Genomic DNA, 26,377 nt, shown 5'->3' with positions numbered 1-26,377 from the left:
TTTGTGGGATCGGCCTCCCAATTTGGGGCCGATCCATCTTCAGTCATTGCGTAGACGTGTAGGATTCAAGATGGCCAGGATGGCCCCACATTCAGTGCAGGCGGCCGCCAGGAACCAGGGTCGTCGTCCATGATGCCCGCCCTGCAGGATACGGCCGTGCATCTGTCCGACCGCCATTTCCGGACCATCGCCGAATTGATCGAGAGCCAGGTCGGCATCAAGTTGCCGCAGGGCAAGCGGCTGATGCTGGAGGGGCGTCTGCACAAGCGCGTGCGTGCGCTGAACTTCTCCGGCCTCAATGAATATGTCGAGAACCTGTTCGAGGTGGATCATTTCGAGACCGAGTTGACCCATCTCATCGATGTGGTGACGACCAACAAGACCGACTTCTTCCGCGAGCCGCAGCACTTCACTTTCATGAGGGACGTCGCGGTCCCCGCTTTGCTCAGATCGCATGGACGCAAGGACGCCAACCTGAAGATCTGGAGCTCGGCGAGCTCCACCGGCATGGAGGCCTACACCACCGCGATGGTGCTGGACGACATGGCGCGGAACGGCTCGCGCTTCCAGTACCGTATCCTCGGCACCGACATCTCGACCGCGGTGCTACGCCTCGCCAGGACCGCGATCTACACCCGCGACGTGCTCGCGCCGGTGCCGGAGCCGTTCGTGAAACGCTATTTCTCGTCCTCGCGCGACAAATCGCGCGGCGAAGTGCGGATCATACCCGAGCTGCGGCGCGTGACGCACTTCATGAGGATGAACCTCATGGACAAGTCCTATCCCGTCGATCGTGACGTCGACATCATCTTCTGCCGCAACGTCCTGATCTATTTCGAGCGCGAGACCCAGCGCAAGGTGGTCGAGCAATTGTGCGGCCATTTGCGTCCGGGCGGCTATCTGCTGGTCGGGCATTCGGAGTCGATGATTCACAGTGCGGTGCCCGGGCTGAAGCAGGTTCAGCCAACCATCTTCCAGGTCTAGGCGGAGCGCAACGACAATGCCAGGGGAGAAAGTTCGCGTGCTGATCGTGGACGATTCGGCGTCGGTGCGCCAAATCCTGCTGACGATCCTGTCCGAAGATCCCGAGATCGAGGTGATGGCGACGGCGTCCGACCCGTTCGTTGCAGCCAGGCGGCTCGAGAAGGAGCTGCCCGACGTCATCATCCTCGATCTCGAAATGCCGCGCATGGACGGCCTGACCTTCCTGCGCAAGATCATGGCGCAGCATCCGATCCCGGTGATCATCTGCTCCTCGCTGACGGAAGAAGGCTCGAACGTGATGTTCGAGGCGTTCGAGGCCGGTGCCGTCGACATCGTGCCGAAGCCGAAGATCGACACGCGGCAGGCGCTGCTCGAATGCTCGACGCGGCTGCGCGAGGCCGTGAAGTCCGCCGCGCGCGCCCGGGTGCGTCCGCGGGCGGAACGCCGCGCCATCGAGAAGAAGCTGACCGCCGATGCCATCATCCCGCCGCCGGTGCAGGGCAGGGTGCGGCCGACCACGGAACGCATCGTGTGCATCGGCGCCTCGACCGGCGGCACCGAAGCGCTCAACGACGTCCTCGAGATGCTGCCGCCGCATTGCCCGCCGCTTCTCATCGTCCAGCACATGCCTGCGGGCTTTACCGCCGCCTTTGCCAGGCGTCTCGACGGCATCTGCCAGATCAGGGTCAAGGAGGCCGAGGATGGTGAGCCGGTGCTGCCGGGCTGGGCCTATATCGCACCCGGCGCGCGCCACATGCTGCTGCAGCGCATCGGCCTGCGTTACCAGATCGCGATCAAGGACGGCCCGCCGGTGTCGCGGCATCGCCCTTCCGTCGACGTGCTATTCCGCTCCGCCGCCCAGCATGCCGGCGCCAACGCGCTCGGCGTCATCATGACCGGCATGGGCGATGACGGCGCGCGCGGCATGCTGGAGATGAAGAAGCTCGGCGCCGCGACGCGCGCGCAGGATGAAGACAGCTCCGTGGTATTCGGCATGCCCAGGGAAGCCATCGCCCACGGCGGTGTCGAGAAGATCGTTTCGCTGCACCAGATCCCGCGCGAGATCATGCTCTGGTACCAGGCCGGACATCCCGCGGTGGCAGGCTGACGGCAATGTCGCTCATTCCAGCCAATACGCTCACCGAGGCGATCGCAGGGATCGAGGGCGTCTCCTCGCGCATCGAGGACGTGTTCGCGCGCGTCGGCCACGAGCTCGGACGCGGCCATCTCATCTTCAAGGAGCTGAACCAGGGTCTCGCGGCGCTTTCCGCCGAGCTCTCCGGCGCAGAGATCGAGGGCGCCGCGACGGCGCTGCAGGAGATCGCTGCGCGGCTCAGCGAGCTGGCGCAGGCGCTGCCGGCCGAGACCGCCCTGCTCGAGACCATCGGCAAGAGCACGGCGGAGGCGTCTGCTCTGCTCAAGCCGCTGTTCAAGCACATCCAGATGATCACCATCATCGCCCGCAGCGCGCGGATCGAGGCGGCCTCGCTCGACGGCGATCGCGAGGGCTTCCTCGCCTTCACGCAGGAGGCCTACGATCTCGGCAAGGCGGTGCAGGGCGCGATCGAGGGCTGCGCGCGCGATCAGCAGCGGCTGTCCGAGGCGGTCGCCACCGCATCCGGCCGGCAGAAGGAGTTCGAGGGCCGCTACCGCAATCAACTGGCGGCGGAGAGCGCCGAGCTCGGCTCCGCCTATGCCGGATTGCGCGATCAGCGCAGCAACAGCAGCCATCTCGCCGATCTCGCGAGCGCCAGCACCAGGAAGATCGCCGAGGCGGTCGGCAGCGCGATCATCTCCTTGCAGGCCGGCGACAGCACGCGCCAGCGCCTGGAGCATGTCGCTCACGGCCTCAGCCTCGCTTCGGGGCCCGCCCCGAGCCTCGTTCCCGAACCTGTCGCGAGCGAGGACGGCGCGCGCACGATCTGTCAATTGCAGGCGGCCCAGCTCAGGGATGCCCAGCGCGAGTTCGGCGGCGACATCGGCCAGATCGTTCGCGCGCTGACCGCCATCCTGCACGACGCGGGCAGTGTCGTCGGCCACGGCCGCACGTTGTTCGGCGGCGAGGATGGCAGCTCGTCATCGTTCCTGGCGCGCATCAAGCAGACGCTGGCGCACGCCTCGACGCTGATCATGACTTGCGAAGGCGCCGGCCGCTCGGTCGACGAGGCGCTCGCGATCGTCGAGGACACGCTCACCAAATTTCGTCAGGCGATCGCCGGGCTCGCCGAGGCGACGGTCGACATCACGCTGATCGGCATGAATGCGGGCCTCAAGGCCAGCCATCTCGGCAGCCGCGGCAGCGCCTTCGTCGTCATCGCCAACGAGCTGAAGGCCACCTCCGACCAGGTCTCGCTGGGCGCGGGACGCTTGAGGCCCGTGCTCGACGGCATCGAGCGCTCGGCGAGGGAGCTGAAGCAGCTCCGAGTGCAGGGCGATCCCACCCAGCTCACCCAGCTCGAGCCGCAGATTCTCCAGGCGCTGCGCGAGGTCGAGGCCGGCAATGAACGGCTCGGCAAGCTGATGAGCCGGCTCGTCGATGAAGGTGCGGAATTCGAGCGGCTGATGAATTCGGCGCAAGGCCTGATGAGCACGCTCGGCGAAGGTTCCGCGGCGTTGCCCGCGGTCGCTGCGCGGCTCGAGACCGCGAGCGCGGGCGGCCAGAAGCCGCGGCCGCAAGCGCAGGACGAAGCGATGCTCGATGCGCTGTTCGCGCGCTACACGATGGAGCGCGAGCGGGACGTCCACCGCCAATTCCTGCAGACGCTCGGGCTGACCTCGGTTGCCACCGCATGCCGGGTCGAGGCTGTCGAGGCTGCCGACGACGGCATCGAATTGTTTTGACGGTGCTGCGGGCACCACCTCGCCGCGCCCTGCAGCAATTGACGGATTGGTTTTGCAGGGCATTAACCGTGGCGGAATGCTCGCCGTGTCGGTCATTGTCGCGCCTCGAGCTTCGTTGCAAATACGCATGGAAATCACGGGTGGATGCTTCCATGCTGAAAGAGGGCAAATACGCGGCGTGGTTCAGAACCGCGCACGCGCAAGGCACGGGTATCGTGCATCTGGCCCAGGGACGGATCTCGGGCAGCGACAGCTTCTTCAACTATGGCGGCTCCTATCAGTTCGAGGACGACCGGCATTTCACCGCCGTCCTGACCACGCGTCGACATGCCGACGGGCCGCCGACCGTATTCGGGTTCGACGAGGTCGAGGTCGAGCTCTCCGGCGTCTATAGTGGTGCGATGGCGACCTGTTCGGGAACGGCCCGCGAAGCGCCCGACGTGAGCTTCGAAGTGACGCTGATCTACAGCCAGGAAGAGGCGCCGGCTCCCGACGCCCGGGGCGCGGTCGTCAAGCTCAAGGCCGACAAGCTGCCCAAGAGGCTCGACAGCCGTTCAAGGCCGCGGCATCGGTTCACGACGGGTTCGCCGAAGTAAAACCGGATCGGCAACAATTCCGCGCAATTCCATTCGCGCCCGCCGCCCGGTTAGCATCGCATTGACGTTGTTGTCTCGAATTCGCGCTGCAGCAACTCTGCCTTTAGAAGCGAGAGCTATCCAGTCTGCGATCGATCGAGTGTGGTGGAAGAACATGCCTCAAATCTGGATGACATATGACGAGCTCGGCGCGCTTTGCGGCTGCGGTGCAACGGAAGCCCGGAACCGCGCCATCCATCTGTCGCTCGATCGTCGCAAGAGCCGCGACGGCGCAACGCGCGTCAAGCTCGATCTGGCACTGACGGCCAAGTTCTTCGCGTCGGTTCGCGAGGCTGATTTCGATCTCGACTGCGCCATTGAAGCGCTGCACGACACCCACCGCCAGATGGCCGAGCTCCTGGTTCCCTCCGGGCGTCACACGAGGCGCGGGGCGGCTTGAGCCGGCGCGTGACGCGCTTGCGAAGGTCTATTTCCCGCAAGCGTTGTCCCGAATCAGCATAAGCTCTGTGGTGGAATGTCCGGCAGTCCTCGGTGTTTTCATCGCGGGACGAGCAGAATCCGCAGGAGGAAGTGCATGAGCAAAGCCGTGTGTCGACGGTCCGTGGCGCTGTTGGGAGCGCTGGCGCTGGTCGGAGGCGTCAGCGCGACGGGCGGAACGGCCGGTGCGGAGGTCGTGAAGCTGCAAGCGGAACTCAAGGGAAGCAACGAGGTGCCGCCGAACAGCTCGACCGGATCGGGCAAGGCGGAGGCGAGCTACGACACTGAAACGAAGGTCCTGACCTACGTCGTCACCTTTACCGGGCTGACGGGACCGGCGATGGGAGCGCATTTTCACGGTCCCGGCGAGGCCGGAAAGAATGCCGGCATCGCCCTGCCGTTCAAGACGGCGCAAAGCCCGATCCAAGGCAGCGCCACCCTCACCGACGCGCAGGCGGCAGATCTGTTGGGCGGAAAATGGTACGCGAACATTCACACCGCCGCGAACCCAGGCGGTGAGTTGCGCGGTCAGATGATGAAGTGAGGATCGGGTCGGCCGGTCATTGCGCCGAGGCAATGCGCGCCGCTTCAGGACGGTGGTCTGGGCAGGAACGCCAGGATCATCTGTGCGAGCATGACGCCCACGGTGCCTCCTGCCGCCTTCTGCAGCACGTCGAGAAAGCCTGGATCGCGGTCGGGTATGAACGCTTGCATCAGCTCCAGCCCCATGGCGACCGCGATGACGAGCGAGCATGCCAGGCTGAACCGTCCCGGCAGCAGGAACGACAGCAGGAAGCCGAGCAGGCCATAGGCGCTGAAGCGCTCGATCACGACGACCCAATAGGCCTCGTGGTGCCCTAGCAGCGCAGGCCGTCCCGACAGCTTCGCCAGCGTGGCATAGACGATCAGCGCCAGACAGATGCTCGCGGCTGTTATGAGGTGGCTCCTGCGCATGGCCCCAACATACAAGCTTGCTCGCCGCTCGGGTTTGAAAGCGGAAAATATCGTTAGAAAGTATCGTTAAAGCCTCGGCGGCTATGAGCGCCGGCAGTCAGGCCACCAAAGCCGTCGTACCGGATGTCGCCGCGCCCGACTGCGCAACCCGGCGCGACTCGAGGAGCTCATTGAATTTTGCGGCGGGCAGGGGCGGCGCAACCAGATAGCCTTGGCCTTCCTCGACGCCGGAGGCGAGCAATGCGCGCAGCTGCTCCTCGGTCTCGATGCCTTCCGCGACCACGCTCATATTGAGGTCTTTCGCGAGCGCCACCAGCATTTCCACGATCGTGGTCGTCGATGCGTCCACCGTGATCGTGTCCACGAAGAACTTGTCGATCTTGATCGTGTCGGCGCCGAGGCCCTTCAGCCGCGACAGTCCGCTATGGCCGACGCCGACGTCGTCGATGGCGACGCGGAAGCCGCGGTCGCGCAGCTCGGCCACGACCGAAGCGGCGCGCGCCAGATCATCCAATTCGTCGCGCTCGGTGATCTCGACCACGATCTGGCGCGCGGAGATGCGTGCGGTCAGAACCGTGCGCCGCAGCGTTTCGACGAAGCCCGCACTCAGGAGGTGCTTGGGCACGACGTTCAGCGACAGCTTGAAATTTTTGTCCGCCCTGAGCAATGGCCTGAGCTCGGTGAGCGCCGATCCCAGGATCTGCCAGGTCATCGCCTGGATGCGCCCGCTGGATTCGGCGAGCGGAATGAAATTCATCGGCGGGATGACCGAGCCATCGCGGCGCAGCCAGCGAACCAGAATCTCGCAACCCTTGATCCGACCGGTCCGGAGGTCGAAGATGGGTTGGTAATATGGCTTGAATTCGCCGGCCGTCAGCGCCCGGTCGAGATCGGCGACTGGCCCCTCCATGCGACGGCTGCGGGCCAGCAGAATACCGAAGATCGCGCCAAGTCCGAGGGCCACTGCGAGCGTGGGCCAATAGGCCTCGTTATTCCAGCTCGACAGCACCGCGTGCTCGAGCTGGATCGTGGCATGAAGCGGCAGCCGAGCGGACGTCCGCTCGAAGCTGATCGGCGCCGGCAGAGACTTGCCGGCGTCGGTCTGGAATTCGCCGAGCTTCTCGCCATTGCTCAAGGCGAGGATCACCTGGCTGTGCGCGCGCAGCTCGGCCGGCATGATATCGAACAGGCTGGCATTGATGCCGACAATGGCGACCAGAGCGGAGCTGCCATCGACGTCCCTGAGCACGCCCAAGGCGTCGCCGCCGAACTGCTCGACGCGGAACAGCGAAAGCGTCTTGTCGCGCGAAGGCAGCATGTCGCGGCGGTCCACCCATCCCTTGTCGAATTCGAGCGTCTCGGAATAGGCCGAGCAGATCACCGAGCCGTTCGGCTTGACCAGGCGGACGTCCTTGATCGCCGAGCGCTGGTAGACGTGCAGACGGATGGCTTGCAGCGCCGCCGGCTCGCAGCTGGCGAAATTGCGCCGCGCGAGCTCGTCCAGGCTGCCCGCGGCAAAATCGACGGCAAGCTCCGATCGGCGCAGAACGACCTCGGTCAGCTCGTTGAGCTGATGCGCCTGTTGATGGCGGATGACGGCCTCCGCGGCGAAATGGCCCGCCAGCCCAAACGCCAACATGCTCGCAAGCACGAGCGCCGCAAACGGAAGGCTTGGTCGCAGCAATCTCATCCGGTTTCAGGCGAATTAGGGCAAGGCGAAAATACGAGCAGGCTTGGAGATTGATCCTAGCCAGCGGGGGCTAAGATAGGGTTTAACGGAGGGACCAGCCCGAACGGGCGGCCGCGCAATGCCCTGGCCAATGGTCAGGCGGCTCAGGGCTAGAAACAAGCAGGGAAAGTTGAGCAGTATGATCAGGACGTTAAGCCTCGTCGTGGCGTTGACAATCGGAAGCTCCGTGGCCTCGGCGCAAGGAACCAAGGACCAGCCATCGGGTACTCAGCCCACGTCCGCGACCCGCAGCGGCACGGGCACCAACTCCGGATCGGATCCGATGGGCGGAGCCTTCAAGGGAACGGGAACACCGAGCTACGGAACCAGTCCCGGGATGGGGTCCCAGAAGCGGACGCAAAATTAGGTCGAGGCGGCTGGGCGGGGCACCGCAGGCAACCCGCTCAATCGACCCTCACTGTCCGAGACGATGGCGGACGGGAACGACCCCGGGATAGGGGCGGCTGGGCCTGTCGATGCGGGGCGTTGCGGACTCGCAGGCGGCCCGCAGCCGGAGCACCACGAAGGCGATGTTGAGCGCCAGCCAGACCAAGACTGCGGAAATGGCAAAGTGGAGCACTGCCAGACCTCGCTGTGAGAGCCGGACCAACATCCCAAGGTTGATTTGGTTCCTCCCACCGCGGCGACGGCTTTGCCGCGCTGCCTGACGCAAAGTCCGAAAGTTCTGTCTTGGCCGGCGGGCTGAAGAAAGCTCAGCGCAGGAATTTGCGAAGCCGCTTTTGCGCTTTGGCCTCCATGACGGCCCGTTGTCTCATCGGCGACGTCACTGGACGTTCACTGCAGCGGCCGGCCACGAAGCCGAGGCGAGCGCCGCTGCACTGCTACGATCAGCTCTTCTTAGCCGCCTTCGACTTCAACGAAAGACCAAGCCGCAACGCCATGCGCTTGACCGCATCAGGCGAGCGCCCGAGAGCTTTTGCTGCCTGCTCCAGCGAGGCTGCAGACTTGGCCAGCTCCATGAGCCGGCGATCTTCCTTGAACGACCAGGGCCTGCGCGCCATAACCGAAATGATCCTCTCGTCGACACAACGACAAAGCCGCCAAGCGGACCCATGTTCGCTCGACGGCTTTGCTTGGGTGGGGCCGAGCTTGGGGGAGCCCGGTACGAGAGATGGATAAGCAATCGCTGAGAGTTCGCAACAAACAACGCGGGTTAAGCTAACCTCTCAACCTTACCGCGACGAAGTTGCCGCATGACGCTCCGTAGAACAACGGATGCTGCGTCGGCACTGGCTTCGCGATGGCAGCCAGATGCCCTTGACGAGGTGTCAGTGCCTGTTCTGCAGATCGCAGCATTGCCCGAGTACCGCGCATTCCACCGCTTCGTTCGAGGCTGCTGCCGCAGTGAACACGGGTTAACATCGTGGGCTGGATATCGCCCTCGAACGATGAGAGATTTCGTCATCCCCTGGGGCTCGTGGTTCTTGCAACGACCAAACTTCAAGCATCACGTTGCACAAACTTCATGTTCCTCTGACAAAACTTTCAGCGCCGATGATCTTGAAGTCGTCACAACATCACGTTGAAATGAGCCGGGAGGAGCGTTCCGATCATTGGGAACATTCCAAATGTTTGCAATTCTGGTTTTGATTTCGATCTTTGCAGCCGGCTTTTGCTGCGGCTATGGCGTGCGGGCATGGCGCTCCCGCAAGCGGTCGGCACGATATCGTCTCTATGCGCCCTACACGCCGGCAGCGATGGGCGCCAAGCAGAGCGAGCATCCATCGTAGTGGCTCGGCCATGGGCGGATGTGAGCGCAAGCTGATCTCGCCGTGCGGCCCGGTCGGATAACCATGCGCAGTTAGGTTAACGTGATGCGGTTCTTGAGAGCTTCGGAAAGGCAACCTAGAACGTAGCAATTCATGGCGAGACTTTACTTTAGCCGCCTCCATATTTTCGCGGCTCGCATAGGTGGGCTGAATGGCGTATTTGATTGCGTTGCTGGGCGCGACCTGCGTCCTCGTTTTGATCGCGTTTGTTCGTAGCTTTGAGCGGCGGCTGAAGGATCGCCCAGGGCCATGGATCATGAATGAGGGCCCTGCGCATGACTGATCCAAGGCACAACGCGCCGCGCAGATATTTCGTCGACGCCCAAGGGCATCGTGTGCTGATCGGCCTGTCTCCGGAGGAGACGGCGGAGTTCGAAGCACTGGACCTCGCATCGAACGAGACAGGACCATTCACATCCGAGGTCCGCGCACGGGTAGGCGCCGCTGCGGACGGCGAAGTCCGCTGGCTCGAGCTCTATGCCAGGCACGAGGGAGCTTGGCGGGCATGGATCGCACAAAGCCAGACCGGACGGGCGCCGGATTCAGGATTTGTTAACTACGGCTGACCGATGGTACCCGCCTGGATCTCGTATGTGGGATGGCCCGGATGTTTCAGCTGTTCCTGAGAGCGCGCGCACACAATCTCCTCGGCTCCCGCCGCGAGGACAAAACCTTCAAGGCCCGCTCGGCCGAGCGCGATGCGGAGACCGACCGCGTGCGGATCGGAGCTGTTTTGGCGGCGATCGAAACCGCCTTGCAGGAGGCGGAGAGGGAGCAGGCCGGGCTCAACCGGCGTGTCGACGATGCCCTTGCGCGTGCTTCCGTGACCTTCGGAAACGGCACCGATGAATATCTCGAGCGGGAGGCGCTCGATAATTATCATCAGGATCTCTTCGCGGCCGACATCTCGAACGGCCAGCGCCGGCTCAAGGAATTGGCGAGCACCATTGCTCACTTGAAGTTCGTCAAGACCGCAATGCTCACGCGCTTTCCGGATTTCAAGCCGCCGCAGCTCAACAGCTAGGAGCGCGACCGCGGCCATCCTTCGAGACGCCCGCTTTCAGCGGGCTCCTCAGGATGAGGACGGAGCGCGCGGCAGCGACAGTTTCAACGGGCACCGTCGCCGATCAGCCTCATCCTGAGGAGGCGCGTTAGCGCCGTCTCGAAGGATGAGGCGCGCGCTCGGATGGTGCACAGCCCTGCCGGCACGCAGGGCAAACCGCGTGACAAATCGGCGCGGTTTGCCGTTTGGCGCCTCGTTCCTTTTTGGTATGGTTCGGCAAGCATTCACCGACTGAAGGAGCGACGAGGTGCCGGTCAAGAATTTGCGGACATTGGTTGGGCTGGCATGCGCTTTGACCCTGGCGGTGCCGGCGACGGCCTCGGCCATTACCGTCGAAGTGGCGCGGGCATGCGATGCGGCCGTGGCCAAGGCCTTTCCGCCCAGACAAATAGGCAACCCCGCAGCGGGGAGCACCAAGGGAACGGGCAAGGACCAGCGCGAGTACTTCCGGAAATGCGTCGCCAACAACGGCAAGGTCGACGACATGCCGGCGGATGCGCCAAAGGACAACAAGCCGGCCAAGTAAAACGGGAAGGCTGCGTTATCGTCGCGGCGGCGGGCAGGGCGAATAGAACGCGCCGTTGATCGCATTGATGCGCTCGACGCATTGGTTGGGATCGGTGATCGTCCCCGCAACCGTGAAGTCGTAGCCCATGCCCTTGACCAAGACGATGTAGCGGCCGGGCGCGAGCGTGAAGCCGTCCTGCTCCGGTTGCAGCAACAGCATTCTCGACTGGTCGTCGATCGGTCCTACCTTGTAGGGGTAGGACATGCTGCGGATGACCCAGGAATCGCCGGCGCTGACCATGGCCGCTTTCCCGGTCGCATCGACGCCCATGGCGCGGGAGACTTTCGCGATCACCCGAACTTCGGTTCCGCCGGCCTCGACACCCCCATCGGGCCTGAACACGATGAATTTGACATCACCGTCCGGCACTGTGGTCACGCTCGGCGTGTTGATGGCGGCCGAGATCGCGACGCGCCGGTCCGGAATCTTTCCGGGTACCGGCTTCAGCTCATGGAGCTGGCCCTCGCTCAAGGCGTAGACGCCGAACGTCGTCGGCAAAGGCATCGAGGGGTGCGCCGCCGGCGCCGGGCTCTCCGGCGTCCGTTCCGGGGTCTCGCCCGCCGCGGGAGTCGGGGTCGCGGTCGGTTGAGGCTCGGGACTTCCAGGCGTGCGCTCGGAGAGCGGCGCCACCTGCGACAATGCGCTCAGTTGGGTCTTCAGCCGTGGCCAATAGACGATCGCGGTGCCGGCCCCGGCGATCAGCAGCAGGATGGCGCTCAATCGCACCAGCGAATTGAAGGCTCTGCTCCGTTTGGGCTGGTCAAGCGAACGTGGCGGTGCGGCAGGATGGCCCGGCGTCTCGGGAGCCGTCGGAATGGGCGGAGGAACAGGGACGTCGACCAGCGGAGAATTCGCCGCGGAAACTGCGGCAGCCTTTGGCGGTGATGATATTCCGCTTCGCTCAAAGGACCGTTCGACCTCCCGGATGGCGTGTTCGAGGACTTGCTGGAGCTCTCGCGCTTCCCGCGCATCGGCGTGGGTGAATTGTTCCAGAAGCTTGACGCGAGCCAGCTCGTAGACGACATCCCGCATCTGCCTGGGGTCGCCGGAGACTTCGCGGATCCGCTCCGATAACAGGCGGACGAGTCCGGCCTTGATCTCTTGCGCCTGCGAGGCGTTGGCTGCTGTGTCGCCGGTCTCGGTCATCAAGGCCGATCAACTAGCCCGGATAGTGCCGTTCCGCTAGGCTTTTTCACCCCGGACCCCGTTGGTCGCGGTGAAACGCGCTGATGCTCCGGCCCCGCAAAGGTCCTGTGCGATCGTCTCGTAGAGCTTGCTTTTGGGCAGAAACCTGTGACATTTCGACCAGCTCCTTCATCCGGTGTGTGACCATGCGCGGCATTTTGACAGCAATCATGTTTTTGGCCTTTCTGGTTCAGTCTGCTTCGGCACAAGGGACCAAGGACCAGGCCAACACCACGAGCTCCAGCATCGTGACGACACCTGAGAAAAAGAAGCAGACCACTCAGGCTGCCTCTCGACCTACCGCCGTCCGGAACGTGGGGAGCCTTCCCACCGGAAAGGCGGCCCAAGGTGTCTGGAGAGATGGCAAGCTGATTGCCGTGCGTCGATGAGGTCGCGCAAGGAACCGTGATGCCGCCGTGAAGGAACGGTGTTCGCCTCCCTGACGTTCTTGCTCGGGAGATCTGGCATGAAACGCTTAGTCTTGATCACACTCGCGCTTGTGGTGCCTGCCGGCGCCTGGGCCCAGGGCGTCAATGACCCCTCGAGCCCCAATCGCAACGTGATCATCGTCAACCCGTCGCAGCCCGCGCCGCCCAACGCGACGCCGAATATTCCGAGCCGGATCGAGCCGCCTGTGACGAGGGGCGGATATGCCCGTCCCTATTACGGGAATAGAACCCGGGGCAGCGGGTCGAGCCGCCGTTAGTCGCGCTGAACATCCGCCACGAGGCGGAGCGGGCTATTGCGGATTGACCTCGACCTCCAGGGTCGATGTCCCCGGAGCGTGACGGTTCTTGCCCGAGATCAGCAGCGTGAAATTGTCGCTGCCGCGCGCCCCGGCTTCTGCCGAATAGCGGAAGCCGGACCCGACCACCGCCAATTGCCCCCGTGATGGCCCGCTCACGACCGATACCTTGAAGATCTGCATGTACGACCAACGCAGTCCCTGGATGCAGTCGGCTCCAGGCGCGATCGACATCGTCCATTTCACGGTGTCTTGCGACAATTCAAACGGTGTACGCTCCTTGACGCAGGCGGGACTGGCGTGAGCCGTAAGGGCAGGCATGGCGGACATCGCAACGGTAACACTCAACAGCAATACCGGTCCTGCATGCATGCACGGCAACTCCATCAGCGAATGCCGAAATCTAGCAGCGATGACCTAACGAGGCCTTGGGACCGAGTTATTGTCTTTGAGGCGCTCATCCGAGGCTGATCGCAAATAGGCCGATTATCGGTCGGCCTCTCTCCAGATCATGCCATCCTACCCCCGTTTTGCCCGACGGACCAAGTCGGATTTCGGGAAATTCGTAACCCATTGATTTGGCTGGGGTCGGCTACTGTGCATGGGGTTGTTTTTTCGCTTTTTTGATGGGACGGCCGCGGCGTTCCGAAAATGTTGCAATTGGCAGCCGTATCAGCTGAAGTCGCGGCGGCCTCGGGCTGCCGCTCGGCCCCTTTGGAGTCATCGGAGTGCGCTCCCTTCGCTGCAAGTCCCTGTCAGACCGCCGGACACTGGCGCGCGCGCCGGCTCAGGCGGCCATGGCGGCCGCTGTCGGATTGGCCCTCTATGCCTGCCCGCTCTCATGCCGTGCCCAGACCGAGCCGGAGCCGTCCATCAACGACTATCTTCCGTCGAGCGAGCCGGAAGTCTCGCGCGGCGAATGGCGGCAGCGCATCGAGGATGCGCGGCGCCGTGCCAAGGAGGTTGCGCGCGAGCGGCGCGAGCATCCGGAGCTCTACAAGCCGATTCCGGAAGATCCGGACCTCGTCGCGACCGAACGCCTGCTTCGCGACGACAGCCTGCAGCGAGGCGACATCGTCGCCACCAAGAAGGGCATGTTCGTGTACCAGGGGCGATCCGACCAGCCGCGCCGCGATCAGGATTTCGTGCCGGTCACCCCGAAATCGGCCCGCTAGTACCGCCGCAAGATCTCGTTGAATTTGGGATCGGTCACTTTCGTCGTCTCCAGCAGCAGCGACTTGCCTTGCGGAGTTGCCTGCACATAGGCCGCGATCAGCAGCGGCTCGTAACGCGAGCGGTTGGCCAGCGCCGACCGGATGTCGGATTGCGCCAGCAGCTTGATCTCTTCGTCGGTTGCAGCGGCGCTCGAAGTCACGGTGCGGACGCGTGAGAAGGCAACATCGATCGGCACCGACCCGGTCAGATAGGACATCTTCACCGCGGGCGTGACCGCTTCGCCGGCCTGGGCCTGGAGCGTGCCGAGCGTGAGCCAGAGCGCCGGCCTGATCGGCGAGACTTTCAAGGCCGCGACGACAGCGGCTTGGACCGCCTTGCTCTCGCTGGCCCTTCCGCTTGCGTCGGTCGACGGACGGTGCAGAACGTCGGCGGCCATCGCCGCTGCATAATTTGCCAGGAGGTCGCCATCCCACGAGAAAGACGCCAGGCTACCTGCGGCCTTAAGCTTGGTCTTGTCCGGCGGAATCTCGCCCGAGAACAAGTCGCGGGCGCGAAAGTCCGGCCGTACCAGATCGCCATAGAACGTCATGCCGGCGTGGAGCGCCAGCGCGATCGCGGTCAGGATACCAATGGCGCGAAGCGTCATCACCGAAGTTGCGGCCCAAGCTTTCAAATTGCGAGAAGACTATCGCCTTGGATCGTCAATAGCGTCAAGTTGCCGGTCGCATACGCGCCGGTGTCGATGTTGATGCGGTTCGGTCGGATATCGGGCGCGCTGACCGGCGTGTGACCGTGAACGATGTATTTGCCGAACCGCTCCTCGGATGCCAGGAATTCCTCGCGGATCCAGAGCAGGTCCTCATCCTTCTGGCGATCGAGCGCGACGCCAGGCTTGACGCCGGCATGGACGAAGAAGAAGTCGCCGCAGGTAAAGGACGAGGGCAATTGCTGCAGGAAGGCGAGGTGCTCGGGCGGGATCGCGCGCCTCAGTCCTTCGATCAGCTCGACCTGCTGTTCCGCGGACGGATTCATGGTCGGCGTGACGCCGTAGGAGACCAGGGTCAGGAGGCCGCCATAGTGGCGCCACTCCTGCAGGCGGGCGGGGTCCTTGAGCACCTCGAGCAGGAAGACCTCGTGATTGCCCTTCAGACACACGGTCTCGTGCGACTTCGAGCGTTCGATCAAGAGATCAAGAACGCCGCGCGAGTCCGGGCCGCGGTCGACAAAGTCGCCGAGAAAGACCTGAATGGCGCGTTGGGGGGCCGAGCGGGCCAAGTCGGCGTCGATCACGGTTAACAGCGATTGAAGCAAGTCGGCGCGGCCATGCACGTCGCCGATCGCATAGACGCGAACGCCGTCGGGAAGCCGCGGCTTGGTCTTCTTGCGAAAGCGTGAGGAAAGGCCCATCAGGTCGGTCGAATCGCATCCAGCGTCACGAGCGGAACGTCGTGACCGCTCTTAGCAGAACAAGTCACGCATCGGTATTCTTAATTGTCCCTGACCGAGGCGCCCGCATTTTGATTAAAGCACCGCGCGGCCTTTGAGCCGTATTTCAAGAGGTCTCGCGTAGCGTCTCCCCAACAAGAACGGGGAGCGCGACATGCGCAAAGTTGCAAAGTTCCTGGCGGCCGTCGCCGCCATCGTCGTCACTGCGGGGATGCAGCGGAGCGCGGAAGCCGCCTTTGTCGGCGCGCCCCTGGGGCTGCGCGGCGCGATCCAGTACATCAAGTTCGACCAGCCGACGCTGGCGCCGATGGCGTTCACGCTGTTTTGCCTGAAGTACAAGGACGAGTGCAAGCCGCGGCCGCAGCAGATCGTGTTCCGCGGCGGCCGCCTGAAGCTCACCGCCGAGCGCGTGGCGCAGATGCAAGAGGTCAACCAGCGGGTCAATGCCGCGATCCGTCCCGAGCCCAACCTGGAAGGCCTGCGCGGCGAAAAATGGCTGCTGCATCCGGCAAGCGGCGACTGCAACGACTATGCCGTGACAAAACGCCACGATTTGATCGCCAAGGGCTTTCCGGCGCGCTCGGTTCTGCTGAGCGAGGTCGTCACCACCTGGGGCGAGCATCATCTCGTGGTCGTGGTGCGCACCTTCTCCGGCGATCTCGTGCTGGACAATCTCTCCGGCCACATCATGCCGTGGTCGAAGAAGCCCTATCGCTGGGTCCGCATCCAGTCGCCCAAGAACCCGAACTACTGGGCCTCGCTCGGCGACCGCGCGGTCTAATAACCCGCGCGCTACCGCGATCCGGATTGGCTGACGCTCTGCGACAGTCCGAGGCCCACGATCACCGAAAGACAGAGGATTGCTGCCGGGTGCAGCAATCCGGGACCTGCAAAGCTCTGAACCAGTGCGAAGAGGACGCAAGCCGCGGCCGAAGCGGGAAAGAACGAGTCGCGTCCGCGCTGCAGGGCGCCGAAGAACAGGCGAACCAAAGCCAATAGGCTCACCGCGATCATGACGGCTAGGCCGACCCACCCCATCCCTGCGAACACGGAAATGGCTGCCGAGGGCGTGGTCAGGACGGCGCTGGCATCGCTCTGATAGATCCTGCCCACCGCAGCAAAAGTCCCGGCACCGGCGCCGAACCAGCGTGTGTCGGCCAACATCCGCTCGAACGCGGCCGTCGTTTCGGCCCCCATCTCCGGGACGAGCCGCAGGAGGATCGGTCCGGAGTTCTTCTCGAACAGGAAGGTCAGCACGATCGCCGCGCCGGCCAGAGCTGCTATCGACAACGCGCTCGCGGCCAATGGCGACAGATCCAGTCTGCGGATGACGAGAATCAGCAGGATCAGCACGACGCCAAAGGCCGCTGCGATCGCGCTGTTCGTCCCGGACAACCCGAAGATCGCAGCGGCACTGACCAAGGCTCCGACGAGACCGCAAAGTCCGATCGCGACCGAGCGAACGACCGAATGATGCGTCTCCGCCCGTTCCGCGGCGAGTTGCATCACTGCCAGATTGAGCATGAGGCCGAGCCCGGCCAGGCTCGTCGTGAGGTCATGGGGGACGGTTGCAGCAAGCGCCGGCGAGAGCCGATGCAGGTCCAACATCAAGGCGGAGATCGCGGCGACCCCGCTCAGCACGAACAGAACGAGCTCGGCACGGATGCGGTTGCGGACAACCAGGATCGCGACGCCGAGCAACGAGATTGCGGCAAGCGCCAGCAGCAACGCATTCACCGTCAAGCCGATATCGGCCGTGATCGGTCCGAGCGAGAGGCCACCGATCACCTCGTGGGCGCTGGCCCAGATCGGATGAGCAAAGCGCAGCGGAAGCGGAGCAAGCTGGGCCGCGATGCACAGCGGAATGGCCACCAGGATCCAGCGGCCCCAGGAGGTGGCACGGACATAATGATCGTAGTCGGCCTTTCGCGCGCTGAAGGCGGCCGCCAGCAAGCCTAGCGCTGCGGCCAGCGTCCCGAGCTGCGCCCCGAACGTGGCGCTGGCGATGTCGAGAGCGGAAGCGGAAACGACGGAGACGATGAGGGCAAAATAAGCGAGAGACAAACGGCGCGCTCGACAAGGAATCCTGAAACGGTCAGGTCACCATACAAGCGGGCGGTGCGTTTTCAAACAGAGGCCTGCGCCGTGATCAGCGGGTGGCCTTAACCGCTCGACCGAAGACGCGGGTGGCGCGTGCGGCGGCAAGGGCAAAGCGCGCCCCCGAACCGAAGAGGTAACCGCCCTGGAGGGCGATGGCGGCGAACACCGCAGCCTTCATGCCTTCAAGGCCAAGGCTGGTCATCATGCTCACCGGCAGCATGGTGAGCACCAGTGCAAATGTGACCGGCAGGAGCACGAACACGCGAAAGCGCTGGCCCAGCACGGCACCTACCAGAAAGCTGAAAATCAAAAAGGCGGTCATCCGAAACACTCCCCCGTGCTTCGGACCCTAGGTTCCCCACCTTAAAAAGACCCTTAAGTTGTATGGCTAAATTTGGCCTATTGGCCGCAATTTGCCAGCAGCGAATTGTAGGCTTCGCGCAAGCCATTCAGCGCCACCAGTCCCTTGATCTCGCTGTCGCTTTCCCTGACCACCACGGACAGTGAGGCCGTGGTCTGCCACTTGCCCGCGGCAAAGGCCGAGACCTCGTCCGGCAACAGCACGGCCGCGCCCGCGGCCGCCATGCTGCCCTCGAAGCTCAAGGTGCCGCCGCCGCTCGCGGCGATGGTCACCTTGGGGTGGCTGCGGGGCGGGAAGGGCCGGATCAAGGCCACCAGCACATCGACCTTGCCCTTCGGCGCGCAGCGGACGATCAGGCCGGCGAAGTCCGGGTCCGACTGGGTCGTGTCCGCGGTCTTCATGATCGCGGCGAAGCTCTCGCCGTCCTTGGCCCCCTGGGTCCGGGTAAATTTCCAAACGGAAGTGGACGCAGACCCGGCGACCTCAACCACCGCCGCGCCGCGACACCACCCCACGGCGCTGGCAGAGCAGGCGACGGTGGTGCCGGATGCGCGATCGGCGGCGCCAAGGAGGGAGCCCGCCAACAGCGGGATCAGAAGGAGGCCAGACACGGGGAGTTCCTATCTTCAACACCCCAGAGTTAGCAGAGGGCGGAGCGGTCAAGAAGCCTTGCGCTCGACACACCGCCCCCACGACTGGGGCGATCTGCTCTCGAACCGAGCACACGAAATACAACAAATGGTCACAAAGGGTTAAACTAAGCCTCAAAGAGTGGCCCGCACGCAACACTGGCCGACGGATTGGTCCGTTAACCACCGGGAACACTTGTCGCACCACCCCCTAGGCCGTACCAATTTACATCAATTGGGGACCCTCGGGCGCGATTCATGTCATCTATTGCCAAGACCTATGCGTTGAAGCCTGTGTTGCTGGCCGCCGCTTTGGCGCTCGGGGCCTGCTCGACCAATCCCGGCTCGGGGCCGCTCACCGACGACGTCAACAACAAGATCCAGACCGAAAACGCGCCGGCCTACGAGCTGGTGCCGCTCAATCCGGCCACGGTGAAGATCCTGCACACCCATGAGCCCAAGGGGCTCGCCGGCGTGTTCACCGATCGTCGTCCGCCCGCCAGCATCGTGTTCGGCATCGGCGACGTCGTCAGCGTCACCATCTTCGAAGCCGCGGCAGGCGGTCTGTTCATCCCGGCCGAAGCCGGCGTCCGTCCGGGTAATTATGTGACGATCCCGGATCAGTCGGTCGACAATGACGGCTTCATCACCGTGCCCTATGCCGGGCAGATCAAGGCCGCGGGCCTGACGGCGGTCCAAATCCAGCGCGCCATCGTCGAGAGGATCGGCAACCGCGCCATCGAGCCGCAGGCGGTCGTGGCGATGTCCTCGCAGCGCACCCAGCTGATCAGCGTGCTCGGCGAGGTCAATTCGCCGGCGCGTTATCCGGCGAGCGCGGCGGGTGCGAAGGATCGCGTACTCGATGCGATCACCCGCGCCGGCGGCATCAAGGGCCAGGGCTTCGAGACCTGGGTCATGCTGGAGCGTGGCGGACGGCGGGCCACCGTGCCGTTCGAGAATCTCGTGATGGCGCCCGAGAACAACGTCTATGTGCGCCCCGACGACAGCATCTACGTCTATCGCGAGCAGCAGAAGTTCATGGCGTTCGGCGCCAGCGGCCAGAGCGGCGAGTTCAACTTCGACGCCTGGCGCATCAACCTCGGCGAAGCCGTCGGCAAGGCCGGCGGTCTCCTGGACGGCCAGGCCGATCCGGCTGCCGTGTATCTCTATCGCCGCGAGCCGCGCGAGGTTGCGGCCCAGCTCGGCATCGACGTGAGCAAGTACACCTCGGAGACGATCCCGGTCATCTTCAACGTGAACTTCCGCGATCCGGGCGGCTTCTTCCTGGCCACCAAGGTCATGATGAAGAACGGCGACATCATCTACGTCTCGAACTCGCGCAACGTCGAAGTTGCCAAGTTCCTGCAGTACATGCGCGTGATCATGGCGACCGGCAGCGATGCCATCAATCTTGGCAACGACGCGCTGATCTTCCGCAACAACATCAAGCTGGCGCCGTAAGACGCCGACTTGACCGACCAAAGACGATGGCACCGGGGCTTTGTCCCGGTGCCATTTTCGTTTAGCGATCCAATCGGTATTGTCGCCGGGCCGGCGGGCAGGTTCGGATGAAGGCGTCACCGAGTAGGACGCGCCCGCCACTGGTCTCCGCGCTGCTGCAAGGGGCTTCATGCGCTTTCGAGGATTTTGCAGTGTTCTGGCTCTCGTCCCGCTCGCCTTCGCCCTCGCACCGGTCGGGCCGGTGCTCGGCGCTGCCGCCGAGATGGGCGTCCGCCATCGCATCGACGTGATGGTTTCCGCCGAGCCTGACGCTCCCGTCCTGTCGCGCCTCAAGGGCGCCAGGGGCGAGCTGTCCTTCACCGTCCGCCTCTCGGCGAACTCCAAGGAGAGCAAGTTCTTCGGCATGCTGCGCCCGTCCTTCCCCGACATCGTCGTGCCCGATGGCGCTGGCAAGCCGCTGGTGCAGCAGACCAAGCTCTGGGAGGAGGACGTCTGCCATCAGCGCCGCGGCCTGCCGAAGGTCACCGTGACCCAGCTCGGCGGGCATTTTGTGCAAGGGGAGGGGCGGATCGAGATTTCCGCCATCAACCGGCACATCGGCGTTCTGGTCCCGCCCGACGAATTAACCCCCGGAATAAAACTCGATCAGGGGAGTGATAGCTTTGGACTATTCTATGCGTTCCGGGCGCAGACCCGGAACAGCCGCCTCAACGTGGATCTGAAGATCTATCCGATCGATTGCTTCCTCTAGGCCCAGCAGCAAAGCTCGCAAGACATAATGATGCGCCTTTGGCTTCCCAAGATTCGCTGGTCATGGAGCTTGCCCGCGGCCTTGATCCTGTTCTTCGTGGCCGCCGCCGCGCCATTTCCGTTCGGCTCGACCAATGATCTGTCGATCGCGTTCTGGTGCCTGTGCCTCGGCATCGCGGTGATCTTCGCGCCGACGCGTGATCTGCGCCGGCCACATCTCTGGCTGCTCGCCGGCATCGGCGTGATCGTGGCCGCCTATGCCTTCGTGCTGCACGAGCAGCTCTCCGACCATCCCTGGATCGCGCCGTTCCAGCCAATTTGGCAGCAGGCCTCGGATCTGCTCGGCGTGCCGATCGCCCCGTCCGCGTCCATCGTCAAGAACGAGGCGTTCTTCGCGCTCGGCGCGCCGCTTGCCAACATCCTCGCCATCGTGCTCGGCATCACCGTCGGCGCCGATCGGATGCGCGCGCGCCGCCTGCTGTGGGTGATCGCGATCTCCGGCGCGGCCTACGCGCTCTATGGCGTAGCCTCGTTCCTGATCGAGCCCACCATGATCCTGTGGCGGGACAAGACGGCCTATCTCGGCAGCGTCACCGGCACCTTCATCAACCGCAACACGGCGGCGGCCTATTTCGGCTCGGCTGCGGTGATCTGGATGCTTTTGATCCTGGAGGACGTCCGCCGCCGCTTGCCGGAGCGGCACATCGAATGGCGGCGTCTGTCGCTCGACCTGCGCGCGATCCGGCCAAAAGAGATCCTGCCGCAGCTCGCATGCCTCTTGATCTGCCTGATGGCGATGTTCATGACGACCTCGCGCGCCGGCGTGGCCCTGTCGCTGCTCGCGATGATCGTCGCGTTCACGCTGTTCCTGCGCAAAGACCTCCCGCCGCGCACCGGCATCTGGATCTCGCTCGGCTCGGGCCTAGCCGTCGCGCTCGGCCTGTTGCAACTGCTCGGCGGACGCGTCTCCAGCCGCTTCGACAGCCAGGGCCTGGTTGACGAGGGCCGCATCGAGGCCTGGAAATCGACGCTTCGGATCATCGCCGACAATCCCTGGTTCGGCACCGGCATGGGCACCTTCCAATGGGCCTTCCCGCCCTACCGCAGCCCCAACATCTCGATTCGCGGTGTCTGGGATGCCGCGCATTCGACGCCGCTGGAGCTTGCCTCCGAGGTAGGCATGCCGATGGCGCTGCTGGTGGCGCTCGGCTGGGCCATCATGTTAGTGGTGCTGGCGCGGGGCGTGTTCGGACGCCGGCGCGACGTCATCATCCCGCTGGCGGCGGCGGCGACCGCAACGCTCTCGCTGCTGCATTCGTGCCTCGACTTCACGCTGCAGGTGCCCGGCTACAGCATTCCGTTCGTTGCGCTTTTCGGCGCGGGCCTGTCGCAGTCCTTCTCAAACCGGGAGGGCCGCCTCGCGCGGGCGCAGCCCAAGCTTCACAAAAGTGTCTAGATTTGAAGCAGTTGCGCGGTTTACGAAGTCTTTAGAATAAATGGACAGTCCTTTTCTCTTCGGTTAGGTTCCTGCACTGCACAGCCATTTGCCCGGGCCGAGCAAGCAATCGGGCTAGCTGATTTTTTTGGAGGTTGATTTATGAGCGTTATCAGAATTGCGCTTCGCATGGCCGCTGCTGCGGCCCTCGCGGCGACGATCAATTCGGCCGCCAGCGCTGCCATTTATCCGCCGCAGCGCCAGCTGCCGGCCACGGTCATTTCCGAGTTCAAGGCCGCTCCCAACAGCCTGTTGCAGCAATATCCGACCGGCGGTCCGCAGTTGATCTCGCGCGTGCGCGACCTCGGCGCCTCCGATCCGACCACGCTGCCGGGCCTGATCGCCTTGTTGAAGGATCCCGCCACCACCAAGGACCAGATGCGCGCGATCGTCGCGGGCCTCGCCCAGGTTGCCCGCATGGCCGCGCAGCAGGACCAAGCCTATGGCAATGAGATCCAGACCGCGATCGCCGGCACCGGCAATCCCGACGCGATTGCCGCCTACCAGGCCGCGACCGGCGATGTCGCGATCGCCGCGACCGGCGGCGCGGGCGGCGGCGGCACCGGCGCCGGCGGGCCGACGGGTAATAGCGGCCTTGCCAACGGAGGCGGTGGCGGGGGGGCCGTCAGGTTTGGCAACAACACCACGAGCAACAACGCGCCCAACGGCGGCAACGCCGGCGTCGGCAGCGCCGGCAACAGCGTCAGCGCGCGCTGACCGAAATCGGCCCTCCGGCCGGGACCATGAGACCTCGCGGCAGCGGCGCCACCAGGCGCCGCTTTGCGTTTGCGCCGTTAAGCTTTCTGCAAAAAGTCGCGCAAGGCGCGCTGTGCACTGCATTCACTGCGTTCAATTGCAGGCGGGTTTGTGTTAGTTTTCAGGACAGCGCGGGTTTTGGCATCGGGTTTGCTCCGGATGCCATTAGGCTTTTGGCCAGCATTGATCCCAAGAACACACAGCGATCCATTTTCAGGAATCTATAGATGTTACAGGTGAACAAGCCGGCCGCGGAGATCAATCGCGAATTCGTTGAGATGCAAGGCTCACAGTCCGAATCGCTCGCCTCGTACCTCAGCATTATCCGCCGGCAGTTCCCGACGATGATCGCAATCCTGTCGGCCTGCATCATCGTTGCGCTGCTATATCTCTTTACCGCCGTTCCACAATACACCTCGACCGCGTCAATGGTGATTGACACGCGGAAGGTGCAGCTTTTTCAGCAACAGTCCATGCTCGGGGACGTTGCGATCGATTCCTCAACCGTGGAGACGCAAGTCGAAATCCTGAAATCCGAAAACATCAGCCTTGCGGTCATCCGCGACCTTCACATGATCGACGATCCCGAATTCACCGGTACTGGTGGCGCCCTGCTTGGGGCCGTTGCTAGGCTGGTTTCCTCGAGCAGCCCAGCTTCCGAATTCGAATTGACCCGAAAGGCGCTGGAGGAGTTCGCTAGGAATCGAGTCATCAAGCGTCTTGGCACCACCTACGTGATGGAGATTGGCTTCACCTCGCGCGATCCCGCGAAAGCGGCGAAGATCGCCAATGCGATCGCGGACGCCTATATCGTGGACCAGCTCGAGGCGAAGTACCAAGCGACCCGCCGCGCCAGTGTCTGGCTGCAAGATCGCATAAAGGAGCTGCGCGCCCAGGCGACCGGTGCGCAGAAGGCGGTGGTCGATTTCAAGATTGCGAACCACATCGTCAATACCGGCGGACGACTGATGAACGAGCAGCAGCTCGCCGAGGTGAACAGTCAACTCGTGCTGGCGCATGCGGCGACCGCAGAAACTAAGGCGCGGCTTGACCGCATGAACAGCATCCTCAAGCAGGAGATCCCGGATGCCTCTGTTGCCGATGCGCTGAAGAACGAGACCATCGTAAAGTTGCGCGCTCAATATGTCGACATGGCCTCCAAAGAGGCCATTTGGGCGTCGAAGTATGGCCACGACCATCTAGCCGCTGTAAACCTTCGGCGGCAGATGGACGAGATCAGAAAGAACATCACCGAGGAGCTCAAGCGCATCCAGGAATCGTACAAGAGCGACTATGATATCGCAGCCACCCGCGAGGAGAGCATCAAGACGAGCCTGAATGCGGCTGTCTCTGAATCGCAGCTCACCAACCAGGCGCAGATCCAGTTACGCGAGCTCGAGAGCACCGCCCAATCCTACCAAGCGATGTACGACAATTTTCTGCAGCGCTATATGGAAAGCGTGCAGCAGCAGTCCTTTCCGATCACTGAAGCGCGTGTTATCAGCGCGGCGACGATGCCGCTGAAGAAGAGCTCTCCGAAGTCTCTGATCGTTTTGGCGGTAGGGCTCTTCAGTGGCCTCATGCTGAGCTTTGGTGTCGCCATGGCTCGCGAGCTCACCGATCGCGTCTTCCGTACGACCCAGCAAGTCGAAGAAATCCTGGGCACTAGCTGCCTCGCGATCCTCCCCGCGGTGGGCAGCTCCGCCGCACGGCCGCTGCCGCTGCTTCCTGGCTCGCTTTCGGACAGGTTTACCGACAAGTCCGGCAACCCCAATCCGGATCTCTTGCGCTATGTCGTCGAAAATCCTCTGTCCCGCTACTCCGAGGCCGTGCGAACCCTGAAGGTGGCCATGGATCTCAATTCAATGGTGCGAGAGAATCGTGTGCTGGCGGTCACTTCTACTCTTCCGAACGAGGGAAAGAGCACGCTTTGCGCCAACCTCGCTCAGCTCATGGCACACGGTGGCGCCCGGGTGATTCTGATCGATGCTGACCTGCGCAACCCCTCACTGTCGCGCGCGCTGGTACCGGACGCGCGCGCCGGCTTGGTCGAGGTTGTCGCGCAGAGTGCGCGGCTGGAGGATACGTTAGTACTCGATCCAGAGACCAAGCTCTCGATACTGCCGGCGACTACGTCCTCGAAACTCCTACACACGAACGAGATCCTTGCGTCTAAAGCGATGCACAATCTTGTGACGTTGTTGCGCTCGAAATTCGAGTACGTTGTGCTGGACATGCCGCCAATGGCGCCTGTGGTCGACGCGCGCGTCACCGTGCCCTTCGTCGATTCTTACTTATTTGTGGTAGAGTGGGGAAAGACAAACACGGACGTGGCGCGCCACAATCTGCGCGGGGCGCCGGAAATCCAAGGCAAGCTGTTGGGAGCCGTCCTGAACAAGGCTGAGACAAGGCTAATTGCACGCTACGAAGCCTATTATGGTCGCCAATACTACGAGAAATATTACGCAAGGTATGGATACGTGGACTAGCTCGCGCAATGCCGAAGGCATTTGTGCGTGTGATGCTGCTGTTTGTGGCGCTATTTGGCACGCTATGGCCGATGGCTGCCGTTCCCTCCTTCTGGTTGACGGCACCTATCCGCGAGGCGTCGCTACGGATCATGGCCGATGGCCTGTTCAGGCCTGGTGTTTTGGCAGACATGCTGATCCGCTTGAATGCGAATTCCCCACGGGGTGTAGTGCAACCTGAATTTCGATTTGCACTGGCAGTGGTAACGCTGCGAACCGCAGAAGAAGCGATGCATCGTAAGAACTCCGACGAGGGCGATCGCGCAATGGAAGCGAGCGAGGGCGAATTGCGGTCGGCGCTCCAGGTCATCCCAACTGACTCATTTCTTTGGCTGATGCTCTATTCGGTTGTGACGAGGCGCAGCGGATTCGACTTTGACAATATCGGCTATCTGGAACGGTCCTATGCCTTAGGACCGAACGAAGGCTGGGTGGTGCTCCGACGCAATCAATTGGCGCTTGCGGTCTTCTCGCTGCTAAGCAAATCTCGTCAAGACGAAGTCGTCGCTGAATTTGCAGCTCTCATCAATAGCGGCTTCATTGAGGAAGCCGCGATCAGTTTGACCGGCGCAGGTTGGGTTGAGCGCGAGCGTTTGTTGGAGAACCTGAAGAAATTGGATGTTGCGTCGCGCGAAATCTTCGCCAAGAGATTGGCGCGCGACGGAGTGAGGGTGAGTATACCTGGGATTGAACAGGACGAGAGATACTGGCGCTAAGGATCAGTACGTTTCGACATTCATTCA

Annotated in this window: 30 protein-coding genes; 19 read left to right on the top strand and 11 right to left on the bottom strand. The window is 63.3% G+C overall.

Going from position 1 to position 26,377, the window contains the following annotated elements:
• The first annotated feature begins 129 nt into the window (after positions 1-129).
• The 6 genes from ACNJYD_RS32850 to ACNJYD_RS32825 all read left to right on the top strand — a co-directional run bounded on the left by ACNJYD_RS32850 (position 130) and on the right by ACNJYD_RS32825 (position 5,442).
• The gene (locus tag ACNJYD_RS32850; RefSeq protein ID WP_439364470.1) at positions 130-984 is read left to right on the top strand and encodes a CheR family methyltransferase; all 855 of its coding nucleotides are present in this window, start codon (positions 130-132) and stop codon (positions 982-984) included.
• A 16-nt stretch (positions 985-1,000) separates the two neighbouring features.
• Positions 1,001-2,092 carry a protein-glutamate methylesterase/protein-glutamine glutaminase gene (locus tag ACNJYD_RS32845; RefSeq protein WP_439364469.1) on the top strand — a complete coding sequence of 364 codons (1,092 nt, stop codon included), beginning with the start codon at positions 1,001-1,003 and terminating at the stop codon, positions 2,090-2,092.
• A 5-nt stretch (positions 2,093-2,097) separates the two neighbouring features.
• Positions 2,098-3,825, top strand: coding sequence for a chemotaxis protein (locus ACNJYD_RS32840; protein ID WP_439364468.1), 1,728 nt, complete (start codon positions 2,098-2,100; stop codon positions 3,823-3,825).
• Between the two features lie 152 nt (positions 3,826-3,977).
• A complete protein-coding gene (locus tag ACNJYD_RS32835; RefSeq protein WP_439364467.1) occupies positions 3,978-4,421 on the top strand; it encodes a hypothetical protein in 444 nt (147 codons plus the stop codon).
• 154 nt (positions 4,422-4,575) lie between these two features.
• Positions 4,576-4,860 (top strand): hypothetical protein, encoded by a 285-nt coding sequence (locus tag ACNJYD_RS32830; protein WP_172785732.1) that lies wholly within the window; start codon positions 4,576-4,578, stop codon positions 4,858-4,860.
• 135 nt (positions 4,861-4,995) lie between these two features.
• On the top strand, positions 4,996-5,442 hold the full coding sequence (locus tag ACNJYD_RS32825; protein ID WP_439364466.1) for a CHRD domain-containing protein: 447 nt from the start codon (positions 4,996-4,998) through the stop codon (positions 5,440-5,442).
• Positions 5,443-5,486: 44 nt separating this feature from the next.
• Here the strand turns inward: ACNJYD_RS32825 and ACNJYD_RS32820 are convergent, their stop codons facing one another.
• The 4 genes from ACNJYD_RS32820 to ACNJYD_RS32805 form a co-directional block, all read right to left on the bottom strand.
• Complete coding sequence (locus tag ACNJYD_RS32820; protein WP_172785734.1) at positions 5,487-5,852, bottom strand: VanZ family protein; 366 nt, start codon at positions 5,850-5,852, stop codon at positions 5,487-5,489.
• Positions 5,853-5,949: 97 nt separating this feature from the next.
• On the bottom strand, positions 5,950-7,542 hold the full coding sequence (locus ACNJYD_RS32815) for an EAL domain-containing protein (protein WP_172785735.1): 1,593 nt from the start codon (positions 7,540-7,542) through the stop codon (positions 5,950-5,952).
• Between the two features lie 454 nt (positions 7,543-7,996).
• Positions 7,997-8,161, bottom strand: a complete 165-nt coding sequence (locus ACNJYD_RS32810) for a hypothetical protein (protein WP_172785736.1) — start codon at positions 8,159-8,161, stop codon at positions 7,997-7,999.
• 268 nt (positions 8,162-8,429) lie between these two features.
• A complete protein-coding gene (locus tag ACNJYD_RS32805) occupies positions 8,430-8,561 on the bottom strand; it encodes a hypothetical protein (RefSeq protein WP_257187612.1) in 132 nt (43 codons plus the stop codon).
• A gap of 609 nt (positions 8,562-9,170) precedes the next feature.
• Between ACNJYD_RS32805 and ACNJYD_RS32800 the strand changes: the two genes are divergently transcribed.
• The 4 genes from ACNJYD_RS32800 to ACNJYD_RS32785 all read left to right on the top strand — a co-directional run bounded on the left by ACNJYD_RS32800 (position 9,171) and on the right by ACNJYD_RS32785 (position 10,960).
• Entirely contained in the window at positions 9,171-9,332 is a 162-nt protein-coding gene (locus ACNJYD_RS32800) for a hypothetical protein (protein WP_172785737.1), read from the top strand.
• A 314-nt stretch (positions 9,333-9,646) separates the two neighbouring features.
• The gene (locus ACNJYD_RS32795; RefSeq protein WP_439364465.1) at positions 9,647-9,937 is read left to right on the top strand and encodes a hypothetical protein; all 291 of its coding nucleotides are present in this window, start codon (positions 9,647-9,649) and stop codon (positions 9,935-9,937) included.
• A 41-nt stretch (positions 9,938-9,978) separates the two neighbouring features.
• The gene (locus ACNJYD_RS32790; protein WP_172785739.1) at positions 9,979-10,395 is read left to right on the top strand and encodes a hypothetical protein; all 417 of its coding nucleotides are present in this window, start codon (positions 9,979-9,981) and stop codon (positions 10,393-10,395) included.
• A gap of 286 nt (positions 10,396-10,681) precedes the next feature.
• Complete coding sequence (locus tag ACNJYD_RS32785; protein WP_257187486.1) at positions 10,682-10,960, top strand: hypothetical protein; 279 nt, start codon at positions 10,682-10,684, stop codon at positions 10,958-10,960.
• 15 nt (positions 10,961-10,975) lie between these two features.
• On the opposite strand, the gene ACNJYD_RS32780 is transcribed toward ACNJYD_RS32785, so the two are convergent.
• The gene (locus tag ACNJYD_RS32780) at positions 10,976-12,148 is read right to left on the bottom strand and encodes a hypothetical protein (protein ID WP_439364464.1); all 1,173 of its coding nucleotides are present in this window, start codon (positions 12,146-12,148) and stop codon (positions 10,976-10,978) included.
• A gap of 505 nt (positions 12,149-12,653) precedes the next feature.
• Here ACNJYD_RS32780 and ACNJYD_RS32775 point away from each other — a divergent pair.
• Positions 12,654-12,893 carry a hypothetical protein gene (locus ACNJYD_RS32775; protein WP_172785741.1) on the top strand — a complete coding sequence of 80 codons (240 nt, stop codon included), beginning with the start codon at positions 12,654-12,656 and terminating at the stop codon, positions 12,891-12,893.
• Between the two features lie 33 nt (positions 12,894-12,926).
• Here the strand turns inward: ACNJYD_RS32775 and ACNJYD_RS32770 are convergent, their stop codons facing one another.
• The gene (locus ACNJYD_RS32770; RefSeq protein WP_439364463.1) at positions 12,927-13,304 is read right to left on the bottom strand and encodes a hypothetical protein; all 378 of its coding nucleotides are present in this window, start codon (positions 13,302-13,304) and stop codon (positions 12,927-12,929) included.
• Positions 13,305-13,660: 356 nt separating this feature from the next.
• Between ACNJYD_RS32770 and ACNJYD_RS32765 the strand changes: the two genes are divergently transcribed.
• Positions 13,661-14,107 (top strand): hypothetical protein, encoded by a 447-nt coding sequence (locus ACNJYD_RS32765; protein WP_439364462.1) that lies wholly within the window; start codon positions 13,661-13,663, stop codon positions 14,105-14,107.
• Here ACNJYD_RS32765 and ACNJYD_RS32760 read toward each other — a convergent pair.
• Together ACNJYD_RS32760 and ACNJYD_RS32755 are read right to left on the bottom strand one after the other, a co-directional pair.
• Positions 14,104-14,754 (bottom strand): hypothetical protein, encoded by a 651-nt coding sequence (locus tag ACNJYD_RS32760; RefSeq protein ID WP_439364461.1) that lies wholly within the window; start codon positions 14,752-14,754, stop codon positions 14,104-14,106. The genes ACNJYD_RS32765 and ACNJYD_RS32760 overlap by 4 nt on opposite strands.
• Positions 14,755-14,777: 23 nt before the next feature.
• Positions 14,778-15,515 (bottom strand): metallophosphoesterase family protein, encoded by a 738-nt coding sequence (locus ACNJYD_RS32755; protein ID WP_172785745.1) that lies wholly within the window; start codon positions 15,513-15,515, stop codon positions 14,778-14,780.
• 193 nt (positions 15,516-15,708) lie between these two features.
• Between ACNJYD_RS32755 and ACNJYD_RS32750 the strand changes: the two genes are divergently transcribed.
• Positions 15,709-16,335, top strand: coding sequence for a transglutaminase-like cysteine peptidase (locus tag ACNJYD_RS32750; protein WP_439364460.1), 627 nt, complete (start codon positions 15,709-15,711; stop codon positions 16,333-16,335).
• Positions 16,336-16,346: 11 nt separating this feature from the next.
• Here ACNJYD_RS32750 and ACNJYD_RS32745 read toward each other — a convergent pair whose 3' ends face one another.
• The 3 genes from ACNJYD_RS32745 to ACNJYD_RS32735 form a co-directional block, all read right to left on the bottom strand.
• Positions 16,347-17,618, bottom strand: a complete 1,272-nt coding sequence (locus ACNJYD_RS32745) for a hypothetical protein (protein ID WP_439364459.1) — start codon at positions 17,616-17,618, stop codon at positions 16,347-16,349.
• A gap of 85 nt (positions 17,619-17,703) precedes the next feature.
• Positions 17,704-17,976 carry a hypothetical protein gene (locus ACNJYD_RS32740; RefSeq protein WP_439364458.1) on the bottom strand — a complete coding sequence of 91 codons (273 nt, stop codon included), beginning with the start codon at positions 17,974-17,976 and terminating at the stop codon, positions 17,704-17,706.
• A 77-nt stretch (positions 17,977-18,053) separates the two neighbouring features.
• The gene (locus tag ACNJYD_RS32735) at positions 18,054-18,626 is read right to left on the bottom strand and encodes a hypothetical protein (protein WP_439364457.1); all 573 of its coding nucleotides are present in this window, start codon (positions 18,624-18,626) and stop codon (positions 18,054-18,056) included.
• A gap of 276 nt (positions 18,627-18,902) precedes the next feature.
• Between ACNJYD_RS32735 and ACNJYD_RS32730 the strand changes: the two genes are divergently transcribed.
• The 6 genes from ACNJYD_RS32730 (at position 18,903) to ACNJYD_RS32705 (ending at position 26,350) form a co-directional block, all read left to right on the top strand.
• A complete protein-coding gene (locus ACNJYD_RS32730; protein ID WP_439364456.1) occupies positions 18,903-20,105 on the top strand; it encodes a polysaccharide biosynthesis/export family protein in 1,203 nt (400 codons plus the stop codon).
• A gap of 169 nt (positions 20,106-20,274) precedes the next feature.
• Positions 20,275-20,856, top strand: coding sequence for a hypothetical protein (locus tag ACNJYD_RS32725; protein ID WP_439364455.1), 582 nt, complete (start codon positions 20,275-20,277; stop codon positions 20,854-20,856).
• Between the two features lie 30 nt (positions 20,857-20,886).
• Positions 20,887-22,311, top strand: coding sequence for an O-antigen ligase family protein (locus tag ACNJYD_RS32720; RefSeq protein WP_439364454.1), 1,425 nt, complete (start codon positions 20,887-20,889; stop codon positions 22,309-22,311).
• A 141-nt stretch (positions 22,312-22,452) separates the two neighbouring features.
• Complete coding sequence (locus tag ACNJYD_RS32715) at positions 22,453-23,067, top strand: hypothetical protein (protein WP_439364453.1); 615 nt, start codon at positions 22,453-22,455, stop codon at positions 23,065-23,067.
• 266 nt (positions 23,068-23,333) lie between these two features.
• On the top strand, positions 23,334-25,595 hold the full coding sequence (locus ACNJYD_RS32710) for a GNVR domain-containing protein (RefSeq protein WP_439364452.1): 2,262 nt from the start codon (positions 23,334-23,336) through the stop codon (positions 25,593-25,595).
• Between the two features lie 8 nt (positions 25,596-25,603).
• The gene (locus ACNJYD_RS32705; protein ID WP_439364451.1) at positions 25,604-26,350 is read left to right on the top strand and encodes a hypothetical protein; all 747 of its coding nucleotides are present in this window, start codon (positions 25,604-25,606) and stop codon (positions 26,348-26,350) included.
• Positions 26,351-26,377: the final 27 nt, after the last annotated feature.

Source organism: Bradyrhizobium sp. SPXBL-02 (assembly GCF_051853065.1).
In the GTDB taxonomy this organism is placed as follows: Bacteria; Pseudomonadota; Alphaproteobacteria; order Rhizobiales; family Xanthobacteraceae; genus Bradyrhizobium.
This window is presented reverse-complemented; position numbering and strand designations above follow the sequence as displayed.

Coding starts and splice junctions, on each gene's coding strand:
- ACNJYD_RS32705 (WP_439364451.1), top strand. CDS start 25,604: ATGCCGAAGGCATTTGTGCGTGTGATGCTGCTGTTTGTGGCGCTATTT.
- ACNJYD_RS32800 (WP_172785737.1), top strand. CDS start 9,171: ATGTTTGCAATTCTGGTTTTGATTTCGATCTTTGCAGCCGGCTTTTGC.
- ACNJYD_RS32720 (WP_439364454.1), top strand. CDS start 20,887: ATGCGCCTTTGGCTTCCCAAGATTCGCTGGTCATGGAGCTTGCCCGCG.
- ACNJYD_RS32845 (WP_439364469.1), top strand. CDS start 1,001: ATGCCAGGGGAGAAAGTTCGCGTGCTGATCGTGGACGATTCGGCGTCG.
- ACNJYD_RS32840 (WP_439364468.1), top strand. CDS start 2,098: ATGTCGCTCATTCCAGCCAATACGCTCACCGAGGCGATCGCAGGGATC.
- ACNJYD_RS32760 (WP_439364461.1), bottom strand. CDS start 14,754: ATGACGCTTCGCGCCATTGGTATCCTGACCGCGATCGCGCTGGCGCTC.
- ACNJYD_RS32750 (WP_439364460.1), top strand. CDS start 15,709: ATGCGCAAAGTTGCAAAGTTCCTGGCGGCCGTCGCCGCCATCGTCGTC.
- ACNJYD_RS32740 (WP_439364458.1), bottom strand. CDS start 17,976: ATGACCGCCTTTTTGATTTTCAGCTTTCTGGTAGGTGCCGTGCTGGGC.
- ACNJYD_RS32770 (WP_439364463.1), bottom strand. CDS start 13,304: ATGCATGCAGGACCGGTATTGCTGTTGAGTGTTACCGTTGCGATGTCC.
- ACNJYD_RS32835 (WP_439364467.1), top strand. CDS start 3,978: ATGCTGAAAGAGGGCAAATACGCGGCGTGGTTCAGAACCGCGCACGCG.
- ACNJYD_RS32850 (WP_439364470.1), top strand. CDS start 130: ATGATGCCCGCCCTGCAGGATACGGCCGTGCATCTGTCCGACCGCCAT.
- ACNJYD_RS32775 (WP_172785741.1), top strand. CDS start 12,654: ATGAAACGCTTAGTCTTGATCACACTCGCGCTTGTGGTGCCTGCCGGC.
- ACNJYD_RS32790 (WP_172785739.1), top strand. CDS start 9,979: ATGTTTCAGCTGTTCCTGAGAGCGCGCGCACACAATCTCCTCGGCTCC.
- ACNJYD_RS32805 (WP_257187612.1), bottom strand. CDS start 8,561: ATGGAGCTGGCCAAGTCTGCAGCCTCGCTGGAGCAGGCAGCAAAAGCT.
- ACNJYD_RS32780 (WP_439364464.1), bottom strand. CDS start 12,148: ATGACCGAGACCGGCGACACAGCAGCCAACGCCTCGCAGGCGCAAGAG.
- ACNJYD_RS32725 (WP_439364455.1), top strand. CDS start 20,275: ATGCGCTTTCGAGGATTTTGCAGTGTTCTGGCTCTCGTCCCGCTCGCC.
- ACNJYD_RS32715 (WP_439364453.1), top strand. CDS start 22,453: ATGAGCGTTATCAGAATTGCGCTTCGCATGGCCGCTGCTGCGGCCCTC.
- ACNJYD_RS32795 (WP_439364465.1), top strand. CDS start 9,647: ATGACTGATCCAAGGCACAACGCGCCGCGCAGATATTTCGTCGACGCC.
- ACNJYD_RS32830 (WP_172785732.1), top strand. CDS start 4,576: ATGCCTCAAATCTGGATGACATATGACGAGCTCGGCGCGCTTTGCGGC.
- ACNJYD_RS32820 (WP_172785734.1), bottom strand. CDS start 5,852: ATGCGCAGGAGCCACCTCATAACAGCCGCGAGCATCTGTCTGGCGCTG.
- ACNJYD_RS32825 (WP_439364466.1), top strand. CDS start 4,996: ATGAGCAAAGCCGTGTGTCGACGGTCCGTGGCGCTGTTGGGAGCGCTG.
- ACNJYD_RS32730 (WP_439364456.1), top strand. CDS start 18,903: ATGTCATCTATTGCCAAGACCTATGCGTTGAAGCCTGTGTTGCTGGCC.
- ACNJYD_RS32755 (WP_172785745.1), bottom strand. CDS start 15,515: ATGGGCCTTTCCTCACGCTTTCGCAAGAAGACCAAGCCGCGGCTTCCC.
- ACNJYD_RS32815 (WP_172785735.1), bottom strand. CDS start 7,542: ATGAGATTGCTGCGACCAAGCCTTCCGTTTGCGGCGCTCGTGCTTGCG.
- ACNJYD_RS32710 (WP_439364452.1), top strand. CDS start 23,334: ATGTTACAGGTGAACAAGCCGGCCGCGGAGATCAATCGCGAATTCGTT.